Here is a 22,674-nt window from a genome sequence, read left to right as displayed (position 1 = left end):
ATGTAAAATGGAATCAAGAGGTCTTCTTAGAACCTGTTGATTTGGTATTAAAAATTTGATTGAAATTCTTCTGGATATACGTAAGTGGATGCTCTTTTTGACTAGGTGTTTTCCCACTTAGTTTTTGGACCATACTTGACATGGTCCGGTGCAGGTCATTGATATGGTCTACATCTACTTTGGTCGTTCCAGAAACTGGTTGTACCGAGGGGAAGTCGGTCCTTGGAGTCGCTAAATTCAAAACTCCCGATAAACTTGGAGCAGCCTTATCCCTTTCTGTCAAGTTTCCTTGAAGTTGGAAACATTCCTGAATGGTTTTGATCACCGAAGTATGATCATATGGAGTATATCCACTTGGTCTAGCTATCAAACCTTCCTGAATATATGGATTTACTAAGACGCATGGAACTCTCACACCGAACCTATTAAAAAGAAAACCATCTTGCCCTGGAGCATTAGTTGGATCAGGGTTTTGCGCTTCTCCTGGTGGAGGAACATGATCATAGCAACCTCCATGCTCATCATAGGTGATGATCAGAAGAGTCGACTCAAAACAAGGGGATTGCTGCACTGCGTCATATATGTCTGCGATGAGTTGTTCGCCTGGACGTATATCAGTTGGTGGATGTTGATCATTTTGGCCATCCCCTCCAAAACTTGGCTCTAAAAATGAATAACTCGGAAGTTTCCCACTTTTACATAGCTGATAAAATTGATCCAAATTCCCAAAATTCGAATTGAATTTGGGATCATGAAGCGCTGTCATACATAGTCGGGTCAGACTAAAATATCCCTCTCCAAACTCTCCATCGGCATCTTTTTCTTTTTGCTTTTCAGATTCTGGCATCAGATTGTTGCCAAAAATCCCCCAACTCAGATCAGTTCTGCCCTGTTCAATTGCCGATTGGATCTGATTGAAAATGGTTTGATGATCTGTAAAAGCGTTTGGATCATTGTTCACATTTCCTCCTGAGCTTGCTGCATGTATAAAACTCCGATTCGGCAATGTTTGGCTTGGTATAGAGCAATGGTAATTGTCACATACAGCAAAACCTTTTGCCAGTCCTGAAAGGACCGGAGTTTGTGCTGGTGTAAAACACTTCATGATATTCCTGGGATTGCTCGGTTTATCACCAAAAGTGTAAGCTCCATATAACATGGCATTCTGATAATTCTGCACGAAACCCATATTGACTGGGTCAGGAGGATAAAGTTGGGCTACATTGTAATGGCTGAACAACTGGTGATTGGTGTCTTTAAACCCTTCTCCAGGATCTGGATCTGGCAAACAAAAGTTTACAGGATTGTTCACCGGTTTTCCATAACTGTATTTCACCTCCCCGTTTTGTTCTATAGGGACTTTTTCAATGAAAGGAATTCCATCCGAATCAATGTTGTTCAAAGGATTCCAAAGGCCATAATCCAACCCTTCAAAATCTTGTCCATTCGGTGGATCCTGATCATGGTATAACCATCCTAAAAGATTGTCAAATGACCTATTTTCCAGCATCAAGACTACTATGTGCTTGATGTTTTGCTGCAAACGTGCGGTTTGATCTTCTAAATATTGGCTCATGATCAATCTGGTTGAGGTACATTGATTTTTAAGGAGCCGTCACGATTCATTTCTACAGGTAGTCTTTCAAATTCAGAAGTCCAATACCCTTTTACCTCCTCATCCTTCCATTCTGTAAAATATCCCAGTGCCAAAGAGACCTGAAGAGAAAAATCACAAGACGTTGCATCTGCTGTGTATGGGGTTGCACATTCCAGATTTTTAAAATACTCAATGAATTCTTGAGCTTGGGTTTCTGTCAATTTGGTTAATTGTCCCAAAGCATTGGTGTCTCCGATAAATGATTCTTTCGGTACCAAAGCTGCAATCTGAGGGAATTCGGCAGTTGCATGACAAGACATACAAGAAGAAGTATTCAAATCTACCGGACCATCCAGCCTTCCCCCCCAGCCTAAGTGTTGTGGAGGCAATTGGGTAGAATCCGGATTGATTTTGGTTTGTTTCAGATTAGGATTGATGATAGTTTTAGTCACCGGATATGGATTGATGAAATTTGTGGTGTCCTGAGGATCATTTCCAAATTGAATCCCAACAGGAACCAAGTTTTCAGCTCTAAAAGAGCCTTCTTTTCCATTATTCAATTTGCCATTGTAGCAGAAGGTACCAAACACCCAACCAGTACCATATTGATCAGCTCGAGGATCACGAACCATCACATCCATTTGAATCAGATGCATTTTTTTGACAATTCTTCCTGTATCCAATCCATTATTCCATGTGGGTGTGATATAGGCGTTCCAAGTCATTGGATTGACCAAATAATCCACCTCAGACTCATCTGCGTCGGTAAAAAGTAATTTGAAAATCACAGTGCCAACTGGGAATCCATTGGGTTTCTGAGTAGCATAGGGATCAGGATTATCCTTGTCTTTCCACATTTGAGCCAGTGTATAGCCTGCAAATTCATTGTAAAAACCCAAAGCATAGGTTTGATGAGACGTTTTTTGATTAGGACCTAATTGGTAAGGTCCGATTTCTGCTTCCTTGGCTAGTCCATGGAAACCTTCAGAACCCTGTGGCCCCCAATGCATCCAAGGCATATGGTACCAATTCCTGACTTTTGATTCCTGTGCAATGAAATCCACATCAATCATCCCTTCGAACGCATAATCTCTAACAGCATTAATGTATTCCATCCATCTTTCATCATCATCAAATGGAATATCAAAAAAGCTTGGAATTTGCGAATCATCAGGCATCTCCAAAGGATAATCCTGACTCAGTTTGAATACACGATCGTTGGGATACTTAGTGTGGAACTCTGCAGGACTGATCATCCTACCGAAATCAGGAAAGTTATTTTTGACAACCTTTCCGTTTGTTTTTCCAACTGTTTCAGTAGAGGTGCTTGGAGGAGAACAGGAATCTAAAATGAAAACTGTACAGGCTAAATACAAAAGGTATTTAACCCTTTGGGGAAATTTGAAATAATACATATCTAAAAGATTTATGGTTAATAAAAAATGAACTTAAAATGTAATCTAATTTAACACTTTTAAGTCACTAAAAATCAATAGGTTATAAATAATAATTAACGGCTTTTTACTGTATTTGAATTCAATAAAAATGTATTTGTATTATGAAAAATTAGAGAAAAAATATGGTTTTAAAAATCTTTTATGGATTAATTATATTTTATATCTAATTAAAAATCAGTCGTTTATTGGAAGGGTTTAAAAAAATTTGAACCCCTTTTAAAGCAAGATTGCAAATACGATTATTCGTAATCTTGCCAGAATTAAAAGGTTAAGAAATAACTTTAAAGATCAGGACTTGCGAACTTCGGTCATCTATCTTCCGGCCCTGATCAACAAAGGAAATCGGGGTTGTGGATCAAAAGTGGATATACATTTAAATTAATTGATACTTCCAAGATTTACACTTGCCCCTCCTCTTCTTTTGCTTTCGTCTGCTGCTTCCATAAAAGCATATATTTCTAAAGTTTCAGCGTCAGAAACTGGAGATTTTCCAGTCTTGAAAAATTGCGCAATGTGTATAGCTAAAGGCTCGTATCCTTCATAATTTCCTAAAACGAGATTTCCTTCAGTTCCAAAAGCAGTTCCTCCATATTCATGTTTTCCAGCTCTCATTCCTCGGAAAGTTCCGATTCTCCCATCTTTCCATTTCCCTACGACCACCTCAGTATCAGGAGTTTGAAAACGTGTAACTGATTCACATCCTGGACCCATCACCGTAAAAAGGATTTCTACCCCATGGATCCCATACCAGAATAGATCAGGATGTCCCGGTTCCAATGTGGCAGGACTAAATGCATCACATCCCAGCACTTTTCCGATTTTATTATCATTTCTTACCGCTTGTGCATTGCTCAAATAGCGCAAAGAGGAAGCAGAAAATATGGGAACTCCATTTTTCTCGGCCTCTTGGTAAATTTTCAAGGTATCTGTATAGCTAGAAGCTACCGGTTTGTCTATGAAAAATAGCTTCTTAGCTTTAATCACCTGAAGAGCTTGTTCCAGTCTCGGTTTTCCATCGTTCGTTTCCAAAAGAACTACGTCCACTTTGCTTAATAATGAATCAATTGAATCCACGATTTCCACTCCTAATTCCTCTACTTGATGAATGTAGTCTGGAATCCTTTTATAACTCGATTCTATGTCCTTGCTACCATAGGGATAGGCGGCCACAACTTTAAAACCTGATAATTCAGGTTTTGGATTTTCAGCATTGAAGAGTTTGGTGAATGCCGGAGAGTGTGAAGTGTCCAATCCAATAATTCCAATTTTTATCAGCGCATTTTGAGCTTTTCCATCTTTGGAAAATGTAAATGTTCCTATACTTGCAGCGGCTCCCAACACCATGGATTTTTGGATAAAACTTCTTCTTGATGAATTCATAAACTATTGAATAATAAGTTTTTAAAATGCTATGTTTAAATTTTTAATTATACTTTAAAGAATATCTTTCTTTTGTAGAGAAAATATAAGAAAAGCCAAACTAGAAGCAATGCTCCCAAGCTTTCAAAAACAGGCATCCAGTTTTCTCCGAAAGGCTTATAAAGTCCTTCGAAAAGCATCCTGGAAGTAAAGCGGAAATTGACAAATCGATAGACTAAGTAAATGGTCAAACTATTCATGCCAATCACAACAAAAAAGAAGGTCCACCTCTGGAATTTGAGGATATCAATCACCCAATAAAATAATCCTAAAACGATAAAGGCCATGCCACCAGTAAGCATGATAAATGAACTAGTCCACATTCTTTTGAAAATCGGGAAATGGAAGTTCCAGATAAAGGCAATCAATAAGAAAGAAATACCAAAAAACATCAATTGCTGAAGCTTTTTGCTATCAGTGCGATTGGGATCTTTTAGTATCTCACCGGCTTGGGCTCCAAAAATGGTCAAGCAGATGGCAGGTAAGGTGGTCAGAATTCCCAATTCATCGAAATTACCCTGTAATAGTCTCCCAGGAAGAAATGTTCTGTCAAACCAACCAATCAAGTTTCCGTCAAAACTGAGGTCTCCAGCTCCATAACCCGGGACAGGAACCAGAAAGACAGCTGCATAATAAGCCAACAGAATCAATGCAGCCACCCCTAGCCTTTTGACCGAATCTAGATTTAGGTATAAAAAGACGGTAACCAGCCCGGCAATCCCTATTCTTCCTAATACGCTTCCCATCCTGATCTGATCCCATTCAAAGAATGGAAAGGGCGCGTTTTTATAGAGCATACCCAAGGCAATAAGAATCAAAGCCCGGATCGCAGCCTTTTTATATATTTCCTTTTTGGGAAGGTTTTTCTCTTTGGCTTTTTTCAATGAAAAAGGAATAGAAACACCTGCTAGAAAAAGGAATAGAGGGAAAATGAAGTCGTAAAAAACAAAACCTATCCATTCTGGATGTTCAAATTGTTCTGCCAATCCATTGAGCCAAGGCCAATTTGTTTTGCCATGTAAACTCATAAAAAAGGCATCGGCACCACAGATCATCAACATGTCAAAGCCACGAAGTGCATCTATAGAAATCAGTCGTTTTGAGGGTTTATTGAGTTCAAGGTCCATGGCTTATAAGGTTGGTTCCCATCCAGGTTGATAGTCTCTCCCCCAGAGTTTCATCGCCTCTGAATCGTTTTTAATTTTTCCTGTTGACGTATCGATATTTAAAGCTCTTCCGGTTCGATAAGAGATATTGCCCAAATGACAGAGTAACACACTTTTTTTGATTTCTGGATAAGGCGAAATAAGCGCATCGCCTTTATCTATCGCATTGATAAAGTTTTGAAAATGATCAACATCCATGTCAAAACCTGCTCCTTTTTGATCCACCACGATATTGGTGGTAGGTTCGGCACTTTTGATCAATTCATTTTTATTGTCATAGATTTTATAGGAATTGTTGAGGAGTTCGAGTGTGCCATTTTCTCCATGAAAAGATACCCCTGAACCCATTCCGTTGATACTCCTAGCATTACAGCTCCGTCCCTCCCATAGGATTGATTTTCCATCTTCAAAATCATACGAGGCTGTTTGTGTATCCGGGGTCTGCCAATCATCCTGATATTGATACCTTCCTCCATTGGAGTAGACTTTTGAAGGATAATTGACTTGTAATCCCCATCGAGCTAAATCCAAAAAATGAACCCCATTGTTCACAATTTCGCCTGTCCCCCAATTCCAGAACCAATGCCAGTTATAGTGAATCAAGTTATCCTTGAATTCTTGTCTAGGAGCTGGCCCTTGCCATAATTCAAAATTCAACCAATCTGGAATACTTGCCTGTTTTCCAAAACCGATAGAAGGTCTTGTGTTCGAATACCAAGTTCTCGCATAATAGACTCTCCCTAATGTTCCAGAATGCAATTCATTCATCGCTTCACGCACTCTTGGCCAAGATCTGCGCTGATTTCCCATTTGGACTACTTTCCCATATTTCTGGACGGCTTCAGTTAATAGATCAGCTTCAGCGGGATTGTGCGATCCTGGCTTTTCGATATACACATGTTTTCCTGTCTGAAGCGCCAACATTGCCGCTGGCATATGCCAATGGTCTGGCATGGCAATGGTCACAGCATCCAAAGTCTTATCATCCAAAGCTTTCCTAAAGTCTTTTTCACCTTTTGGAGGATTTGAACTTCCAGATTTTAAGGCCAGATCAATTCCTTTTTGCAATGCATTGGAATCCACATCACAGATGTATACAATTTCCACATTTGGGATTTTTGAAAGCGCCTGAATATGCTGGCTCCCACGGCTATTTACTCCTATCACAGCTACCCGGTACTTATCTTTTAGAGGATAAGATGAAAGAATATTAAAGGAAAAAGCTGGGGCAACCACACCCATTCCAAGAGTGCCGGTACTGACTGTTTTTATGAATTTGCGACGATTGGATTTATTGCTCATAGTTTATGGATTGTATGGTGTTTGGAAAGGTTTCTTTTCCCGATATAAAAGTTTTATAATGGTCAAATTGAGAATCTTTAGATTTTTTGAGGATGATGAATTCCTTCTTTTTATCTGCGTACCAAGGTTCAGTTTCTGTGAAGATGTACTTTTCAGGCCTTTGAGATGCCATTTTCCAAGCTTCTTGAATAGACGCCAGATTATTTTTAAGTAAAAAATTGAATCCTTGAAGTAGGTTCATGGCTGATCCTGCAAGCATTCCAGGTTTATCTTTGAGGTGTAATTTTCCTTCTTTGGTAAGGCTTACTTTTCCACCAACAGGTGTTTCATAATCACCAGGTTTCATGCCTGCCAAAGCAACCGAATCACTTACCAAGAAGAGTTGATCTCCTTTTACTTTTTGGAGAACTTTGATGACTTCTTTGGGAAGGTGAAACCCATCTGCAATGATGCTTGCACAGAGTTTCTCTTCAGCTAATTGGGACCATATGTAATTAGGATGCCTTGGAAGAATCCCGTGTGCTCCATTTCCCAAATGAGTTGACAAACTTGCCCCGGCTTTTACAGCACCCTCTATTTGTTGTTGATTGGCAGATGTATGACCAATAGAAACTTTAACCCCAGATTCCACACATTTTTCTATGAAAGAATTACTACCCTCCCATTCCGGAGAAAGTGTGATCAATTTGATTCTTCCTCCTGCGATATCTTGCCAATACTGGAACCAGTCCCAATTGGGTGCACAAACAAATTCTTTGAAATGGGCTCCCCTGGGGCCGTCTTCTGGGGAAATAAATGGTCCCTCTAGATGGAAAGCTGGAATACATTTCTGATAAATGTGATTGGATTCCAACAACAATGTCAATTGGTGAAAAAGCTTTCCCAATTGTTTTTTGCTATTGGTAATTACTGTTGGTAAATGCCTCGTAATTCCCTTTTTTGAAAGTTTTTTAGAGATTTGACCTAAATTCAAAAAATAATCTTGAACCAAATTATAATCATGTCCTGCGTATCCATTGACTTGAATATCAAAGAATCCGGGACCAAAATAGAACTCTGGAATTTCCTCACTTTCAGTAATTACGATTGATTGGATTTCATTGTCCTTAATGGTAATCTCATAAGGCTTACCATCTTGGATATTTTGGGCAACTAGCTTTTCCATGACTTAATTTGATGACCTTTCACAGCATAAAAAACCAAATACAAATAGCAGGGAAACAATACCCAATAGGCCATTTTAACTGTGTATAAATCAGCGAAATAACCATAAATCATAGGCATGATAGCATTTCCACACAAGCCCATGATCAAGATCGAAGCACCTACCTTGGTAAATCTTCCCAATCCATCGAGAGCCAAAGGCCAAATACCCGCCCAAACCAGTGAATTAGCCAGACCCAGCAAAACCACAAACAAAATTGAAATATCGACGGTCATTCCCCAAAATTGGATCGGGCCACTGGCAAAGACGATGAGCAAAGTGAGTACAGTTCCCAAAAGGGTACAAATCCTTAAAACATTCACCTGAGAGATGAATTTTGGGATCAGGGATATCCCGATCAAATAGCCCAAAATAGTAAAAGCCAAGGTAAACGAAGGGAAAACCTTTGCATCCAATAAGGAAATTCCAAATGAATTGGCATAGGGAATCACAGTGTCGATAGCAATTACTTGGGTGCCTACATGAAGAAAAATTGCAAATGCCCCCAAAATCAAATGAGGAAATTGAAGGATGCTTGTTTTTCCAGAGTTCGCTTGAGCTACTTCCTCTGATTCATGTTCTGTATCTATTTCAGGAAGTGGAGAAAACCTGACAAAGATTCCCAATACAACCAATACAGTTCCAACCACAGCATAAGGATTGATCACCCTTCGAATTAGCTCCGTGGTAGCGGCATCTTTGGCTTCGGGGCTCATCTGATCCAGTTGCTGGAACAATTCACTGTCTCCCACCCGAAGTACGACTGCAGCAAATAGAATGGGCGCCAAGATTCCTGCTCCCTTATTGAAAATGCCCATGATACTGATTCGCTGAGCAGCTCTTTCTTTAGGTCCTAAAATGGTCACATAGGGGTTGGCTGCAGTTTGTAGGACTGCAAGTCCTGTACCTAGCGTGAAAAGTCCGAGTAAGAACAATTCATACGTCTTCGTCAAAGCTGCAGGAATAAATAGATAAGCACCAACCGCCATGGCAAAGAATCCGTACATCATTCCTTTCTTGAACCCCACTGCTTTGAGTAGATAGGAAGATGGAAGAGACATGACCAAATAGGAAATGTAAAAGGCAAAAGCGACTAAGTAAGAGTCAAAATTGCTGAGGGTAAAAGTGATTTTGAAATAAGGAATCAGGATTGCATTTACCCAGGAAACAAATCCAAAAATGAAGAAAAGCATGCCGATGATACCTATTGAAATCCAGGCATCTTTTTGACTAAGTGACTCTGCTTTTACTGCCGCGGGGCTTGAAGACATAAAGAATACAGATTGATTGAGTTATTAGGGGTTTTCGAAATGATTTTTCGGTTTTCCTATAAATACAAAATTTTCATTCAATCAAACAAGTCTTTTCACATCAAGTGCTGGAAAGTAAGGATGAAGATTCTTGATCCAGAAAAAGCCTGCAATCAGGATGATCTTGTAGAATTGATGCTGGATGCATAGGATTAACTGTTCCTTCCAAGCAATCTTTGACCGCTTGCGCTTTTCGTTGATCCGGAACAGAACAAATGATAAATCTGGACTTCATAATTTGATGAACTGACATTGAAATCGCTTTTTCCGGAACTGCTTCCAAGCTAGGAAACCAGCCTTCACCCAATTGTTGCTTTCTACAAGCTTCATCCAAATCGACAACCAAATAGGGCTTTTTGGTCCCAAAATCTGCAGGAGGATCATTGAAAGCCAAATGTCCGTTCTCTCCTATTCCGACAAAAGCCACCTCAATGGGATGTTTTTCGATTAGGCCTGCTAGCCTTTCACATTCCTTTTCTGGGTCATTTTCTCCATTGATCAAATGGTATGCTTTCAATTCAACCTTATCAAAAAATCGTTCTTTGAGATATTTTCTAAAGCTCGCTGGATGGGAAATGGGCAGACCAATGTATTCATCCAAATGAAAAACAGTCACTAAAGACCAATCAATATCCTTTTCCTTTAAGAGTTGATTGAGAGTTTCAAATTGGCTTGTTCCTGTCGCTAAAATAATGGAGGCTTCCCCTTTTGAAGCGATAGTGTTTCTAATCATTGAAGCTCCAATTTCGCCAGCCATTTGGCCCAAGATTTTTGCGTCTTTTGTTATGGTTTTGTGGATCATAAAAGTATTCGTGGCTTTGTTCCCTTCTATGATAATGGAATTTTTTGAAGAATGCATCCTTTACCCTAATTAGAAGAAAATTCATGTAAAAAGAAATGTTCTGGCTCTGGAGGAATCACCTTTCATCAGAAAGTCAGTCCAATCTCAAAAAGCTACATTAATCACTAACCTGAATTTCGTAATTTCAGCTAAGATCAACTAACCTTAAGAGAATGAAAAAGAATTACCCTTACCCATGGGCCTTGGCGGGCCTATTTGGGCTATTTTTGTCCCCTTCATTGGGACAAGCCCAAGATCAACTCCCCGTTGATACAGCCTTTTACAGTAGTTATAAATGGAGAAATATCGGTCCGGACAGAGGAGGTAGATCACTTGGATCTGCAGGAAGTCCAAGCAGACCTAATGAATATTATTTTGGAGCCACAGGAGGTGGATTATGGAAAACAGTTAACGGAGGAAATGATTGGTTTCCTGTAACAGATGGCCAGATTTCTTCTTCAAGTATAGGAGCTGTTGCAGTAGCTGAGTCTAATCCTGATATAGTTTTTATTGGAGGAGGAGAAACCCAATTAAGAGGTAGTATTACACAAGGAGATGGAGTTTATAAATCTTCAGATGCTGGAAAGACTTGGACTCATATGGGTTTGAAGGAAACTCAGGCCATTTCAAGAATCAGAATTCATCCTAGCAATCCAGATATTGTTTATGTAGCAGCATTGGGTCATCCTTATGGAGAAAATGAAGAAAGAGGCGTTTTTCGATCCAAGGATGGTGGTGAAACCTGGGAAAAAGTTCTTTATGTCAGTGATAAGGCTGGTGCAGCTGATTTGATCATTGATAGTACCAACCCTGATGTCCTATATGCCTCTACTTGGCAGGTTTATAGAAAAGCCTGGAAAATGTGGGGAGGTGGTCCTGATAGCAAACTTTGGAAGTCCACAGATGGTGGAGAAACTTGGATGGATTTGACTTCTAATCCCGGGATGCCTGAAGGCCCTATCGGAAAAATTGGAGTAACCGTCTCCCCTGTCAATCCTAATCGGGTTTGGGCAATAGTGGAAGCAAATGAAGGAGGAGTTTTCCGTTCGGATGATGCTGGTAAAACTTGGGAAATGGTGAATAATGAAAGAAAGCTTCGTCAGCGAGCATTCTATTATTCTCGAATTTATGCTGATCCAAAAGATCCAGAAACGGTTTATGGATTGAATGTTGATTTTTGGAAATCTACAGATGGAGGAAAGACTTTTGATAAAGAAATCACAGTTCCTCACGGTGATAATCACGACCTCTGGATTGATCCCAATAATCCAAAAAGGATGATCAGCTCAAATGACGGTGGTGGTGTTGTCACCATTGATGGAGGGGAAACTTGGACAGAAGAAGACTATCCAACATCTCAGTTTTACCATGTAATGGCTACTTCAGATGTTCCCTATCATGTAGCAGGTGCTCAGCAGGATAATTCAACTTTAGCTATGCCTTCTGAAGGCTGGAATCACATGTCTGGTAGAGGTCCAAGTCATGGTTGGCATTATGCAGTAGGCGGCGGAGAAAGCGGTTGGATTACCCAAAGTCCTACTGACCCAGATGTCTTTTATGCGGGTTCTCAAGGAGCGCTTTTAACTCGATACAATAGAGCTACAGGTCAGGTTAGAGACATTCAGGTCTATCCTAGGTTCTTTTCCGGAGAGCCAGCTTCTGCCCTTCCTGAAAGATGGCAATGGACATTCCCAATAATGTTTTCTCCTTTGGATCCATCCATTATGTATACCACTTCTCAGCATATTTGGAAAACGACAAATGATGGACAGACTTGGGAAAAAATCAGTCCTGATTTGACTTATGCGGATCCTGAAACACTTGGTAAAACAGGTGGCGTGATCACTATGGATATGAATGGGCCTGAAATCTATGCGACAGTTTTTGCCTTGGCTCCATCGCAACATGATGTCAATACTATTTGGGCAGGCTCTGATGACGGAATGGTTCATATCACCAGAGATGGTGGGAAAAACTGGGAAAATATCACCCCTCCAGATCTTCCTAAGTTTTCAAGAGTAAGTATTATCGATGAAGGGAAATTTGAACCGGGAACCCTTTATTTGGCAGCCAATCGCTATCAAGTGGATGATCGTCAACCATATGTATTCAAGACTAAGGACTTTGGTAAAAGCTGGACCAAAATCATCAATGGTATCGAAGATGGGCATTTTGCAAGAGCTATCAGAGAGGATCTGGAAAAGCCAGGAATACTTTATTTAGCCACTGAGCATGGAGTTTATGTTTCTTTCAATGATGGAGAAATGTGGCAATCCTTACAGTTAAACTTGCCGGACACTCCTATCCGTGATTTGGTATTGAAAAATGATGATGTAGTACTAGGGTCCCATGGACGAGGATTCTGGATTTTGGATGACATCAGACCACTTCGTGATGCGATGGAGGTAGAGAAAACCAATCAAGTCACTCTCTTTCAGCCTGCGAATCCAATTCGTGGAGTCTACAATGCAGCCATTCAGTATTATTTACCAGAAGAAGCTGATTCTGTAACTATCCATATCAAGGATCAGGAAGGGAATTTGATTCAAACATATGTAGGTAAAAAGGATAGCAAAGGGAGAAATAATCCTGGTTTGAAAGCTGGTTTAAATACCTTCACTTGGGACATGCGCTATCCAGGATCTACTGTTTTTGATGGGATGATTATTTGGTCAGCTAGACCACAAAGGGGCCCTATGGCACCAATTGGTGAATATCTGGTAGAATTGGAAGCTTTGGGATCAAATCCAAAAACTTCCTTTGAACTAGAAATGGATCCTAATTTGGAGGGTGTTTCTGCTGGAGATATTCAGGAGCAATTTGATTTGGCCATTCAGATCAGAGATAAGGTTTCAGCTGCCAATGAAGCTGTGATTTTGATCAGAGAAATTAAATCTCAAGCTGAGGGAATCGAAGAGTCTGGATCCAATCGAATTTTGAAAAAGTTGGATGAGCTATTGTCTAAGCTTCAGGTAGTCGAGGAAGATCTTTATCAGGTGAGAAACCAAAGTGGTCAAGATCCTTTGAACTTCCCTATCAAATTGAACAACCGATTAGCATCCCTTCAAAGAAGTGTTGAAAGTGGTCAAGCCAAGCCCACGGATGCTGCTTATGTAGTATTTGAGGAATTAAGTCAGGAACTGGAAGGTCATCTAAAGAAACTAGATGAGATTCTTCAGAATGAATTGAAAGATTTGAATGAAATGCTTCCTGAGAAGATCGACTTAGAAAAGAAATAGTTTTTTCTTTCGAATATTTGTCATTCTAGGCGGAGTCGGAGAAATTCGGCTCCGCTATTTTTTACCTAAAAAGTATTTAAATTTGAAACCTTATTTCAGAATTTATTTTTGGTTCTTTTTCACCTTTAAGAAAAAGGACCAAAAAACCCACCGCTGTCCATTTTTGGGTTTAAATCAAATTAATTTTTTTTATAAGTATTTTTAAATTCAATCACCCTGTATTTCAAACTCTTGAATGTACTTTTGGCATGGCCCAAAAGTACGAAAAGGCCTAGTCGCAGCTAAGCTTCCCCCCACAAATCCTACCCACACCCCGCGACTACGACCACCCACCGCACCACTAGAGTTGAGTTATGAACAAGATTTAAAAAAAGTGGAAATTTAAAAGATTCCGGAATTTGCTTTGAAGTGGCTGGTGACGGATTGGAGGCAATAAGCGTTAAGAAAATCGGCTAGTTCCGAACTTGTTCGGAAATCCTGCGATTTTTAGCATTTGACCCAATCTGGCAGAAAATGTCCGCAGGCATTTTCAAGCCAATTCAGGTAAAAGACTCCCGATATTTCGCGGATGGTCACTTTTGGTCTTTCAAAAGTGACATAAATTTATTTTAATAATTCATCAACCTTCACAAATTGATAGCCTTTAGCTTTTAAGTCCTGAATCAGACTTTTTAACTCCAAATAAAACTTATCTTCCCTTATTGGAGATACTCCGATATGGCTTAATAATAAAAATCCCTCAAGCCCTTTTTCTTTTTCATAGCTTAAAATACTCTTCAAAATAACTTCATTGCTTCGGTAATTTTTTAGATCTGGAGTAGTGTAATCGGCATGAGAAAGCGTTCCTGGCGTGAAATTGATCAATTGGAAACCCAAATCTTTTGTCCATTGACTGATGCTGTCATTGTACCATTCATAAGGAGGTAGATAATAGGTGGCTTTCTTTGGATTGATTCCGAATTTTTCCATCTCCACGTAGTTTCCCATCAGATCAAGTTCGAATTCTTCTTTTGTGACCAAAAGACTATCTCTATTTTCCCAAGAACAATACAGGAGATGTTTATCTGAATGCGCTCCTAAATAATTGCCTTGAGACTTTAGGTTTTGGATGATGCTTTTGAAATCTGGATTTCTATAAAAGTTACCTGTAAAGAAAAATGAAGCTAGAATTTCTTCTTCTTTCAAAGTACTCAAGATGGTTTCTCCACCATCTGCAAATTCATCTCCAGAGAACATCAATGCTATCCTTTTTTCAGATGAATCTCCTCGAATTATTCCTCCTTTTACCCAAGTGAATTCTTGCGATTGGGTAGTTGATTCAAAAGTTGTGAAAGTTTTTTCTTTACATGAAGTAAATGATATTAAGGTACATAATATCAAGAAAATAAGAATGAAGTTTAGGTTTTTCGTTTCCATTTTTATTAATGGATTTGAAGAACCTTAGGCATCTTTTCACCTGCTGGAATTGCAAAGTCTAACCTGTTCTCTTTTGGAGGAATAGGACAAGTTGCAAAACTGGTGAAAGCACAAGGAGGATTGTATGCATAGTTGAAGTCCAAGGCCAATTTTCCTGTTCGATCCGGAAAGCCAACATACATATATCTTCCTGTTGGATAAGTGTCAGATAGGTTGGTTTCATCTGAGAAAATAACCCAGAGTTTTCCCTCTTCTTCCAAAGCGAGTAATTCGTAATCCACCCCATTAAAATTGAAAAGTATATGTCCCATGACATTCCAGTCATATTCTTGACCAAGGACATTGGTGATAGTGATGGATTCGTTGAATTTGGGAATAAACTTGGCTTCAAAATTCCAATCAGGATTGTATTCATAGACAGGAATTCCCTCGAATTGTACGACAGCTGGATGTTTTAGATTTCTAACACGAACTCCATACAATCCTCCCCTTTCTATGATGGACCATTTCCATTGTCCGACTTTCATAGCCAGATCCCCATAATGCTCCTCGGGAAACTGCAGGACTTTTGTAGGCAGGTTGAATTTTTTCTTTGTTTCTGGGTTTGGAATAAACCAAACCGAATCAGATTTCATACTAAATGATCCGAGGTTCTTTTCATTAGAATTTGAATCCAAACTCAAATTATTCCCAGCCTCATTAAGCGATGTCTTGTTTTCTTCTAACCAAAATAATCCGGAAAGATTGAGCCATCCATTTTCAGTAGTGATCTCTTCAAATCTCGCCTGTCTCCAAGCTTCATAGCCTTCGTTTCCTTTGTGGATCACTTGGGAAAAGCTCAGGGAATAACTGATTGATAAAAGAATGGGGAAGAGAAAGAATTTCAAAAGTTTCATTTGGAGGGAAATTTTCTAGGGTTGAAAATTAAGAATTTTCCCGATGTAGCACTCAAAGATCTTCTAATCTATTCATGTAATCATACTGGAGGTCTTCGTGCAATTTTTCGATCAGTTTCTCGACCTTTCCTTTCTGGATTTCAAATAGATTTTTGATCACAGGATTTCTATGTTTTAAAAAACCTCTCTCTTTCATTTCTTCGCTGAAAAACAACAAAACTTCGACTTGGTCTTCTTTAATTTTAGATAGTTTTAAAAGCTTGTTCATTTTTCTTCGAATAGACTGAATTCCCTTTTTAGCATAATAGGAATGATCCACTCTTACTTTTTCAAACTCTATTAGCAAATCTTCTTTGACCAATTCTACAAATAATCCCGGTTGATCCTTTTCATACAATTTGAAAAAAAGATAGGCCTTGTTGTCCCTGCTGAATTTGATCAAGTCAATCAGTAATTCTTTGATTTCAGATTCTGAGAGATAAGAAAGCTCTTTTTTAAGGTTAGCCAGACTGGGTATTTCCATGTAGGATTTAATTTATTTGAAAGGTTGGGTCAGAATACTGATACAAGTCTCGATTCCCTCCAAATAGTTTCCTATTCGGATATTTTCATTAGGAGCATGGATGCTATTGTCGGGATTTGGAATTCTTACAGAAACCGCCGGGGCATTCAAAATATTGATAAATGGAGCCATTGGTTGAGAGCCTCCGGTTTGTCTCGTATTGATAAAATTGTCTCCAAATACATTTCTCATTCCAGCTTCCAACCAATGAGCAAAATCTGAGTTCATATCGGTTCTAAAGGGCTCAGAACCTTCTTTCACAGTAAATGAAGCTAGTTTTTTAAATGTCTTTCGCTCGGCATCAGTTGGATCTTCTCCTTCTATCAAGTGATACCCTTGGGCTTCTATAAAGTCCTTGAGCAGACTCAATTGTCTTTCTCCAGGTGTTTCTTTCACCAATCTGAGATCCAATTCTGCCACTGCTACTGAAGGGATCAAGGTCCGTACTTCTTTCCCTACCCAAGCTGCGTTGATTCCTCTCACATTCAAGGATGGATATTGCAATGCTTCCTGATAGGTGTTTCCAACTTTTTCTGCTTCTGCGATTCCCAAATCATCTTCAATCTCTTCCAAACTTTCAGGTACCAAAGCCATTGCACGGATATCTTCCTCAGTCAGGTTTACTCCACCATAAAAGCCTGGAATCAAAACTTTCCCATCGTCATCTTTCATAGCTGCCAATAGTCTAGCCATTGAAAACACTGGATTAGGTGCAAAATTCCCATATTGACCACTATGAAGATCTCGTGAAGCACCAAATACTTTGATGGTAGCTGTAGCTATTCCTCTCGCTCCGAAGGTAAGATTGGGGAGATTGGATAGGTGTCGTGTTCCATCCATGATCAGTATTCCATCTGCAGCAAAGAGCTCTTTGTTTTGGGCTACCACACCTGCCAATTCTGGAGAAGAAAGTTCCTCCTGAAAGTCTAGAATCATTTTTAAGTTTACAGCTTGCTCCCAATTTTGAGCTTTCATGATCTGAAGTGCTGAGAAAAAGGAATTGGCCGGCCCCTTAGAATCAGATGCTGATCTGGCAAAGATTTTCCAATCCATATCAATCTCTCCATGGATTTTTTCCATTGGAATTTCCTCCCATTCCCCATCTTTTTTTTCTTTCAAAACAGGGATATAGGGATTTGCTTGATTCCATGCCTTCGGATCAGCCGGCTGTCCATCTATTTGCATATAAACCAATATGGTCTTCTTAGAAGGATCCTGCGATCCCTGTGCGAATAAATGAGGAATATTTCCAGCTTGAACAATTTGAGTCTGGAATCCCAATTTTTCCAATAAATTTTGACTCCATTTCAAATTATCCAAAATCTGATCCGGGTAATTTCCATTATTGGGGATTTTTAGAAATTCAATAAACTGATCCAGAGATGGTTTCAAATAGCTCTTTGATTCTCGTCTAATGTCATCAGCCTTTATTTGGGCCTGACTTTGGATTATGATACAGCAAAGAATCAATAGGATCAGAAGCTTTTTCATGCGGTGATTTTTTTTCAAAAGATAAGAATCCTCCTTAAAAAAAATTAAAAACTTTCTTTTCGTCGTAAGATTTTAGGTGATCGTCGCAAAGGGATTGAGAAGGGCAACCAAACCGAAAGAATTTGCCGTTGATTTGGGTATCTAATTTAACTAACCCATGAAATCATGAAAAAGAGAGAATTTATCAAAAGGCTGAGCATGAGTGCATTTGCTTTTCCTTTACTGACAAGATGTATCGATGAATCGGATACAATCATAGATGAGACGAGTACAGTAACTGACGATGGTTCAAGTAGTACAAATTCTTCAACTACCTCCTCGGATTGTACTTTGACCAACACAGAAACCGCAGGCCCTTACCCTACACATTCACCGGGATCATTGGTGAGAGAGGATATCAGAGGTGATAGAACTGGGATCGAACTTGATGTAGAAATCACCATTTTGGACCAATCACAATCATGCCTACCTCTCGAAGGTGCTTTAGTTGATATTTGGCATTGTGATAAGGATGGTAATTATTCTGAATACAGTGGATATACTTCAAGTTCATTCTTGCGCGGTCGTCAAGTAGCAGACGAAAATGGCAAAGTTGCATTCACCACCATCTTCCCAGGTTGGTACAACGGCCGCGCTACCCATATCCATGTCCATGTGTATACTGCATCAGGGAAATCCATAAAAGTAACTCAGATTGCATTCCCTGAAGGAAGTAACTCAGCTATTGTTCAGGTGAATGCCAGTTCGGCCAATGGTTATAAAAAAGGTATGTCTGGCTATACTTATAACAGTAGAGATAATGTATTTAGTGATGGGGTTTCTACTGAGATGGCTATTGTTTCAGGTTCAATTTCTGAAGGATTTAAATTAACTCATTCTATTGTAGCAGCCTCCTAATGGGAAATACAACTGAAATATTCGATAAAAGAATTTTTCTAGGTAAGAATGCTGAAATGCATCAAATCGGAAAAATGATTTTAAGAAATAGAGTTTTGGAGGTTTCTGATGAGGGCTCCATAGCTATTTCTGAGATTACAATTTTACCGGGAGAAAAATTAGATCTTGGCACCAAATCCCCGTCTCTGCAGCTGATCATTCCAGTAGTGGGTGAGTTAAAATTAGAGTCCGGTTTGTTCGTAGAGACCGGGGAAGTTTGGTCTAAGTTTATTCCAAAGAAAATGTCTCTATCACTGGAGAATCCATTTGATAAAGATCCGGTTCACTTTATTAGAATTGAGGTTCCTACCAAAAACTTTTATAGTGAAAGAACATTTGATTTTGACTTGGAAGACATCGCCAATAACATCTATACCATTGCAGAGTTCAAGAATGGAGATGAATCTTTCCGTCTCTGTTTAGGGAATTTACAAGGCAGAACAGATTTGGAATATCAATCTTATGGTCCTTCATTTTCAATGGCTGTAACAGGAGTATTTGAATTTGAAAATTGTCTTTTGGAGCAAGGAGATGCTTTATCAATTAATAAGAGTGGAATCCTCGAAATGGAAGCCTTGACGACAGAAGCTATGATCCTGATATTGGAATATAAAAACTTGAATTTGTAAAAATTGAGATCCTTTTTGTAAATAGGCTTTATGAAATTTATTCGCAGTTGGTGGCTTCACTTCTTCGGAGGTGTTGCTTTTTTGTTGGTACCAGTGATTTTATCTCCTCAGCCTCCTGAGGTTTCCAGATTTGCTTTGGACCCTGCCACCATTCAGGAGTTATTTAGCAATGCCTTAATGCTAGGATTTTTCTACCTGAATTATTTCTTACTGATTCCCAAATTCTTTCAAAAAGGTCATTATCTCATTTATTTTCTTTGGGTTGGAATCTCTTTTCTGCTGATCATAGAAATACCTGAGGTTGTTTTTTCACATGAGCCTGGAGGAAATGTTCCTACTCTTAACCATAATTCCCCACCGAAACCAAATTCAGAATTTAGACCTGGTCATGGTGCTGGTCCTGATCGTCCAGGTTTTGGACCACAGCCTAATTCCTTTTTGGATAAGCTTTTTCCTTGGGAAGAGTTGGCTTCTTATGCTTATCAATTGCTGCTATTTTCCGTGGTTGTGATGTTTTCAATTTTATTGAGATTGAGAGAGGCTTTATTCCAGACTGAGCAGGCAAAATCCAAGGCTGAAATTGGGTCCTTGAAAAATCAAATAAATCCTCATTTCCTATTCAATACCTTGAATTCGATTTATGCGCTTAGCATCAGGGAAAAAGCTGATAAAACTGGAGAAAGCATCATGAAGTTGTCTAAAATGATGCGCTATATAGTTTCAGATTCCATGGAAGACCGTGTCAGTTTGGAAAGTGAAATTCAATACATTGAAAATTACCTAGAACTACAAAAACTTCGTTTACCCCTTGATTTTTCATTGGATTATCAAAAAAGTGGAAGTTTCTCTGGAAAAAAGATGGCTCCACTCATTTTGATATCATTTGTCGAAAATGCCTTTAAACATGGAGTAAGTCCAGAAGAAACAGGTGAAGTCAAAATCATTTTAGAAACTCAAGGAGACGAGTTTATTCTAATGGTTGAAAACAAAATAGTCACCCATGAATTGGCCCAGCATGAGAAAAGTGGATTTGGCTTAGGAAATACCCTATCTCGATTAGAATTAAACTATGGTGACAAGCAAGAACTTGAGTTAGGAGAAAGAAATAGTTATTTTCGGGTTCACCTGAGAATAAACCTTGAATGCTAAAAGCCATTGCTTTAGATGACGAACCCCTTCCTTTAGAGATTCTGCAGACATTCTGTGATCGAATTCCGGAAGAAATTCAATTGGTCAAGATCTTTTCCAAAGTAACGGATGCGAAACAGTTTTTGGAGCTTGAACAAGTAGATTTAATATTTTTGGATGTTCAGATGCCTCTATTGTCAGGAATTGAATTCTATAAACTTTTTGGAAAAAATAAGCTGTTGATCTTAACGACCGCTTTTTCTGAATTTGCCTTAGAAGGCTTTAACCTTGAGGCTGTAGACTATTTATTGAAACCTTTTGATTTTGAAAGGTTTAAGAAATCAGTTGATAAGGCTAGTAGGCATTTTGCAATGCAATCTTCACAAAAGGACGAATCATTTATTTGGGTTAAAGTCGATTCCAAACATGTGAAAATTGAATTGGAAAAAGTGGTTTACATTGAAGGGATGGCTGATTATCTAAGAATTCATTTCGATGATGGGAAGCCAATTGTGACAAGGATGACCATGAAAAAAATGATAGAGAACCTTGATTCAAATTTTTTAAGAATCCATAAATCATTTATCATCCGGGAAGATAAGATTACTGCCAAATCAAGTAAAGAAGTACATCTGGGTGAGGTGACTTTACCGATAAGCGCATCTTATAATCTATGAATGGTTAGATAAACTTTTGAAATTGGTCAAAAAAGCGACTGTTTCAATTAATTGATTTCATGTGCTATTGTTCTGATTGTCCATTTTTCCTAGGTTTAGAGGAGTTAACACGCCATTCTAAACCCAAATGGAAGCCTACGGAGAAATATTATTGATTGCAATGCCTGCCTTTTTTGGCTTGGTACTTTTTGAAAAATTCTGGGGGATCTGGAAAGGCAAAGATACAGTTCCTGTCTCTGATATGATTTCCAGTTTGAGTTCTGGAATCACCAATGTGACCAAAGATGTTTTAGGATTGAGTTTAGTGGTGATCTCCTACGCTTGGCTTTATGATAAACTCGGATTCTTTGAAATCAAAGCTACTTGGTTGATTTATATCATAGCCTTTATTGCTTTGGACTTTGCTGGATATTGGACTCATCGGATTGCTCACGAATACAATATCTTTTGGAATAATCACATCATTCATCACAGCTCAGAGGAATTCAATTTAGCCTGTGCCTTGCGTCAAAGTATTTCAGGGATAGTAAAGATTTTCGCTGTTTTCTTGCTTCCTGCAGCTATTTTGGGAGTCCCACCAGAAGTAATTGCTATCGTAGCACCCTTGCATCTTTTCGCTCAATTCTGGTATCACACCCAGCATATTAGAAAGATGGGAATTCTGGAAAAAGTGATTGTTACCCCTTCACACCACCGAGTTCACCATGCCATCAATCCAGAATATTTGGACAAAAACTATGGTCAGATCTTCATCTTTTGGGATAGATGGTTTGGGACATATCAGGATGAATTGGAAGATGTTCCAGCCGTATATGGAGTTACGAGACCTGTGCAAACCTGGAATCCTATCAAGATCAATTTCATGCATTTATGGCTATTGATCAAAGACGCTTGGAGAGCCCAAAATTGGTCTGATAAATTGAAAATCTGGTTTATGCCCTTGGGATGGAGACCAGCTGATGTAGCTCAAAAATATCCTGTGAAAAAAATTGAAGATGTTTATCATTTTGAAAAATATGACTCTCATTTATCCAAGGGAATGGTCATTTGGAGCTTTGCACAATTAATCGTGTTGCTTTTACTCTTGAGTTACCTTTTTGGGAATCTCGCAGAAATAGGTGCTCCTGGTATATTTTACTATGGAGGTTTTGTCTTTTTAACTGTCTATGCCTATACCGAATTAATGGATAGAAATCCAAATGCATGGGCCTGGGAACTCTTGAAAGCAGTTTACGCCATGTATTTTGTGATTACTTCAGGTGATTGGTTTGGAATGAATACAGCCTTTCCGGGAGCTATTTATGGATTTGTGGGCTATTTGTTTATTTCACTTCTTCTTTCTTTTGTGTTTTCTCTTGGTAAAGAAAGGGTCCAATTGACTCATTGATTCAGATAGACCTAGCT

General features: G+C 39.0%; 18 protein-coding genes. 6 read left to right on the top strand and 12 right to left on the bottom strand.

All coding sequences use genetic code 11. The annotated features are described in order from the left end of the window. Positions 1-13 precede the first annotated feature (13 nt). The 8 genes from O0V13_RS05295 to O0V13_RS05260 all read right to left on the bottom strand — a co-directional run bounded on the left by O0V13_RS05295 (position 14) and on the right by O0V13_RS05260 (position 10,257). Positions 14-1,576 carry an alkaline phosphatase family protein gene (locus O0V13_RS05295; RefSeq protein WP_268033955.1) on the bottom strand — a complete coding sequence of 521 codons (1,563 nt, stop codon included), beginning with the start codon at positions 1,574-1,576 and terminating at the stop codon, positions 14-16. 2 nt (positions 1,577-1,578) lie between these two features. Next, the gene (locus O0V13_RS05290; protein ID WP_268033954.1) at positions 1,579-3,012 is read right to left on the bottom strand and encodes a hypothetical protein; all 1,434 of its coding nucleotides are present in this window, start codon (positions 3,010-3,012) and stop codon (positions 1,579-1,581) included. Positions 3,013-3,432: 420 nt separating this feature from the next. After that, positions 3,433-4,434, bottom strand: coding sequence for a Gfo/Idh/MocA family protein (locus O0V13_RS05285; protein WP_268033953.1), 1,002 nt, complete (start codon positions 4,432-4,434; stop codon positions 3,433-3,435). 47 nt (positions 4,435-4,481) lie between these two features. Continuing rightward, on the bottom strand, positions 4,482-5,600 hold the full coding sequence (locus tag O0V13_RS05280; protein ID WP_268033952.1) for an acyltransferase family protein: 1,119 nt from the start codon (positions 5,598-5,600) through the stop codon (positions 4,482-4,484). A gap of 3 nt (positions 5,601-5,603) precedes the next feature. Then, positions 5,604-6,941: a Gfo/Idh/MocA family protein gene (locus O0V13_RS05275; RefSeq protein ID WP_268033951.1), complete on the bottom strand. Its 1,338-nt coding sequence runs from the start codon at positions 6,939-6,941 to the stop codon at positions 5,604-5,606. Then, positions 6,931-8,106, bottom strand: a complete 1,176-nt coding sequence (locus O0V13_RS05270) for an N-acetylglucosamine-6-phosphate deacetylase (protein ID WP_268033950.1) — start codon at positions 8,104-8,106, stop codon at positions 6,931-6,933. The genes O0V13_RS05275 and O0V13_RS05270 overlap by 11 nt, the downstream gene beginning before the upstream one ends. Further along, entirely contained in the window at positions 8,094-9,416 is a 1,323-nt protein-coding gene (locus O0V13_RS05265) for a sugar MFS transporter (RefSeq protein WP_268033949.1), read from the bottom strand. Before O0V13_RS05265 ends, O0V13_RS05270 begins: the two co-directional genes overlap by 13 nt. Positions 9,417-9,516: 100 nt before the next feature. Further along, positions 9,517-10,257 (bottom strand): glucosamine-6-phosphate deaminase, encoded by a 741-nt coding sequence (locus O0V13_RS05260; protein WP_442780910.1) that lies wholly within the window; start codon positions 10,255-10,257, stop codon positions 9,517-9,519. Between the two features lie 212 nt (positions 10,258-10,469). Between O0V13_RS05260 and O0V13_RS05255 the strand changes: the two genes are divergently transcribed. Then, positions 10,470-13,535, top strand: coding sequence for a VPS10 domain-containing protein (locus O0V13_RS05255; RefSeq protein WP_268033947.1), 3,066 nt, complete (start codon positions 10,470-10,472; stop codon positions 13,533-13,535). A 603-nt stretch (positions 13,536-14,138) separates the two neighbouring features. Here O0V13_RS05255 and O0V13_RS05250 read toward each other — a convergent pair. From O0V13_RS05250 to O0V13_RS05235, 4 genes are read right to left on the bottom strand one after another with little or no spacing between them, the layout of a single operon-like run. Next, a complete protein-coding gene (locus O0V13_RS05250; RefSeq protein WP_268033946.1) occupies positions 14,139-14,951 on the bottom strand; it encodes a polysaccharide deacetylase family protein in 813 nt (270 codons plus the stop codon). 5 nt (positions 14,952-14,956) lie between these two features. Continuing rightward, positions 14,957-15,847, bottom strand: a complete 891-nt coding sequence (locus O0V13_RS05245) for a DUF1684 domain-containing protein (protein WP_268033945.1) — start codon at positions 15,845-15,847, stop codon at positions 14,957-14,959. A 52-nt stretch (positions 15,848-15,899) separates the two neighbouring features. Further along, entirely contained in the window at positions 15,900-16,370 is a 471-nt protein-coding gene (locus tag O0V13_RS05240; protein ID WP_268033944.1) for a hypothetical protein, read from the bottom strand. 12 nt (positions 16,371-16,382) lie between these two features. Continuing rightward, positions 16,383-17,900, bottom strand: coding sequence for a M20/M25/M40 family metallo-hydrolase (locus tag O0V13_RS05235; protein WP_268033943.1), 1,518 nt, complete (start codon positions 17,898-17,900; stop codon positions 16,383-16,385). 165 nt (positions 17,901-18,065) lie between these two features. Between O0V13_RS05235 and O0V13_RS05230 the strand changes: the two genes are divergently transcribed. The 5 genes from O0V13_RS05230 (at position 18,066) to O0V13_RS05210 (ending at position 22,657) form a co-directional block, all read left to right on the top strand. Beyond that, positions 18,066-18,797, top strand: a complete 732-nt coding sequence (locus tag O0V13_RS05230; protein WP_268033942.1) for a dioxygenase family protein — start codon at positions 18,066-18,068, stop codon at positions 18,795-18,797. Next, on the top strand, positions 18,797-19,465 hold the full coding sequence (locus O0V13_RS05225; protein WP_268033941.1) for a hypothetical protein: 669 nt from the start codon (positions 18,797-18,799) through the stop codon (positions 19,463-19,465). The genes O0V13_RS05230 and O0V13_RS05225 overlap by 1 nt, the downstream gene beginning before the upstream one ends. Before the next feature lie 30 nt (positions 19,466-19,495). Beyond that, complete coding sequence (locus tag O0V13_RS05220; protein ID WP_268033940.1) at positions 19,496-20,614, top strand: sensor histidine kinase; 1,119 nt, start codon at positions 19,496-19,498, stop codon at positions 20,612-20,614. Then, a complete protein-coding gene (locus O0V13_RS05215) occupies positions 20,608-21,270 on the top strand; it encodes a LytR/AlgR family response regulator transcription factor (RefSeq protein ID WP_268033939.1) in 663 nt (220 codons plus the stop codon). Before O0V13_RS05220 ends, O0V13_RS05215 begins: the two co-directional genes overlap by 7 nt. A 127-nt stretch (positions 21,271-21,397) precedes the next feature. Next, positions 21,398-22,657, top strand: coding sequence for a sterol desaturase family protein (locus tag O0V13_RS05210; protein ID WP_268033938.1), 1,260 nt, complete (start codon positions 21,398-21,400; stop codon positions 22,655-22,657). Positions 22,658-22,674 lie beyond the last annotated feature (17 nt).

The sequence above is a fragment of the Algoriphagus sp. PAP.12 genome (genome assembly GCF_026652115.1).
In the GTDB taxonomy this organism is placed as follows: Bacteria; Bacteroidota; Bacteroidia; order Cytophagales; family Cyclobacteriaceae; genus Algoriphagus.
The sequence above is the reverse complement of the archived record's forward strand: the minus strand, read 5'-3'. Positions and strand labels throughout refer to the sequence as shown.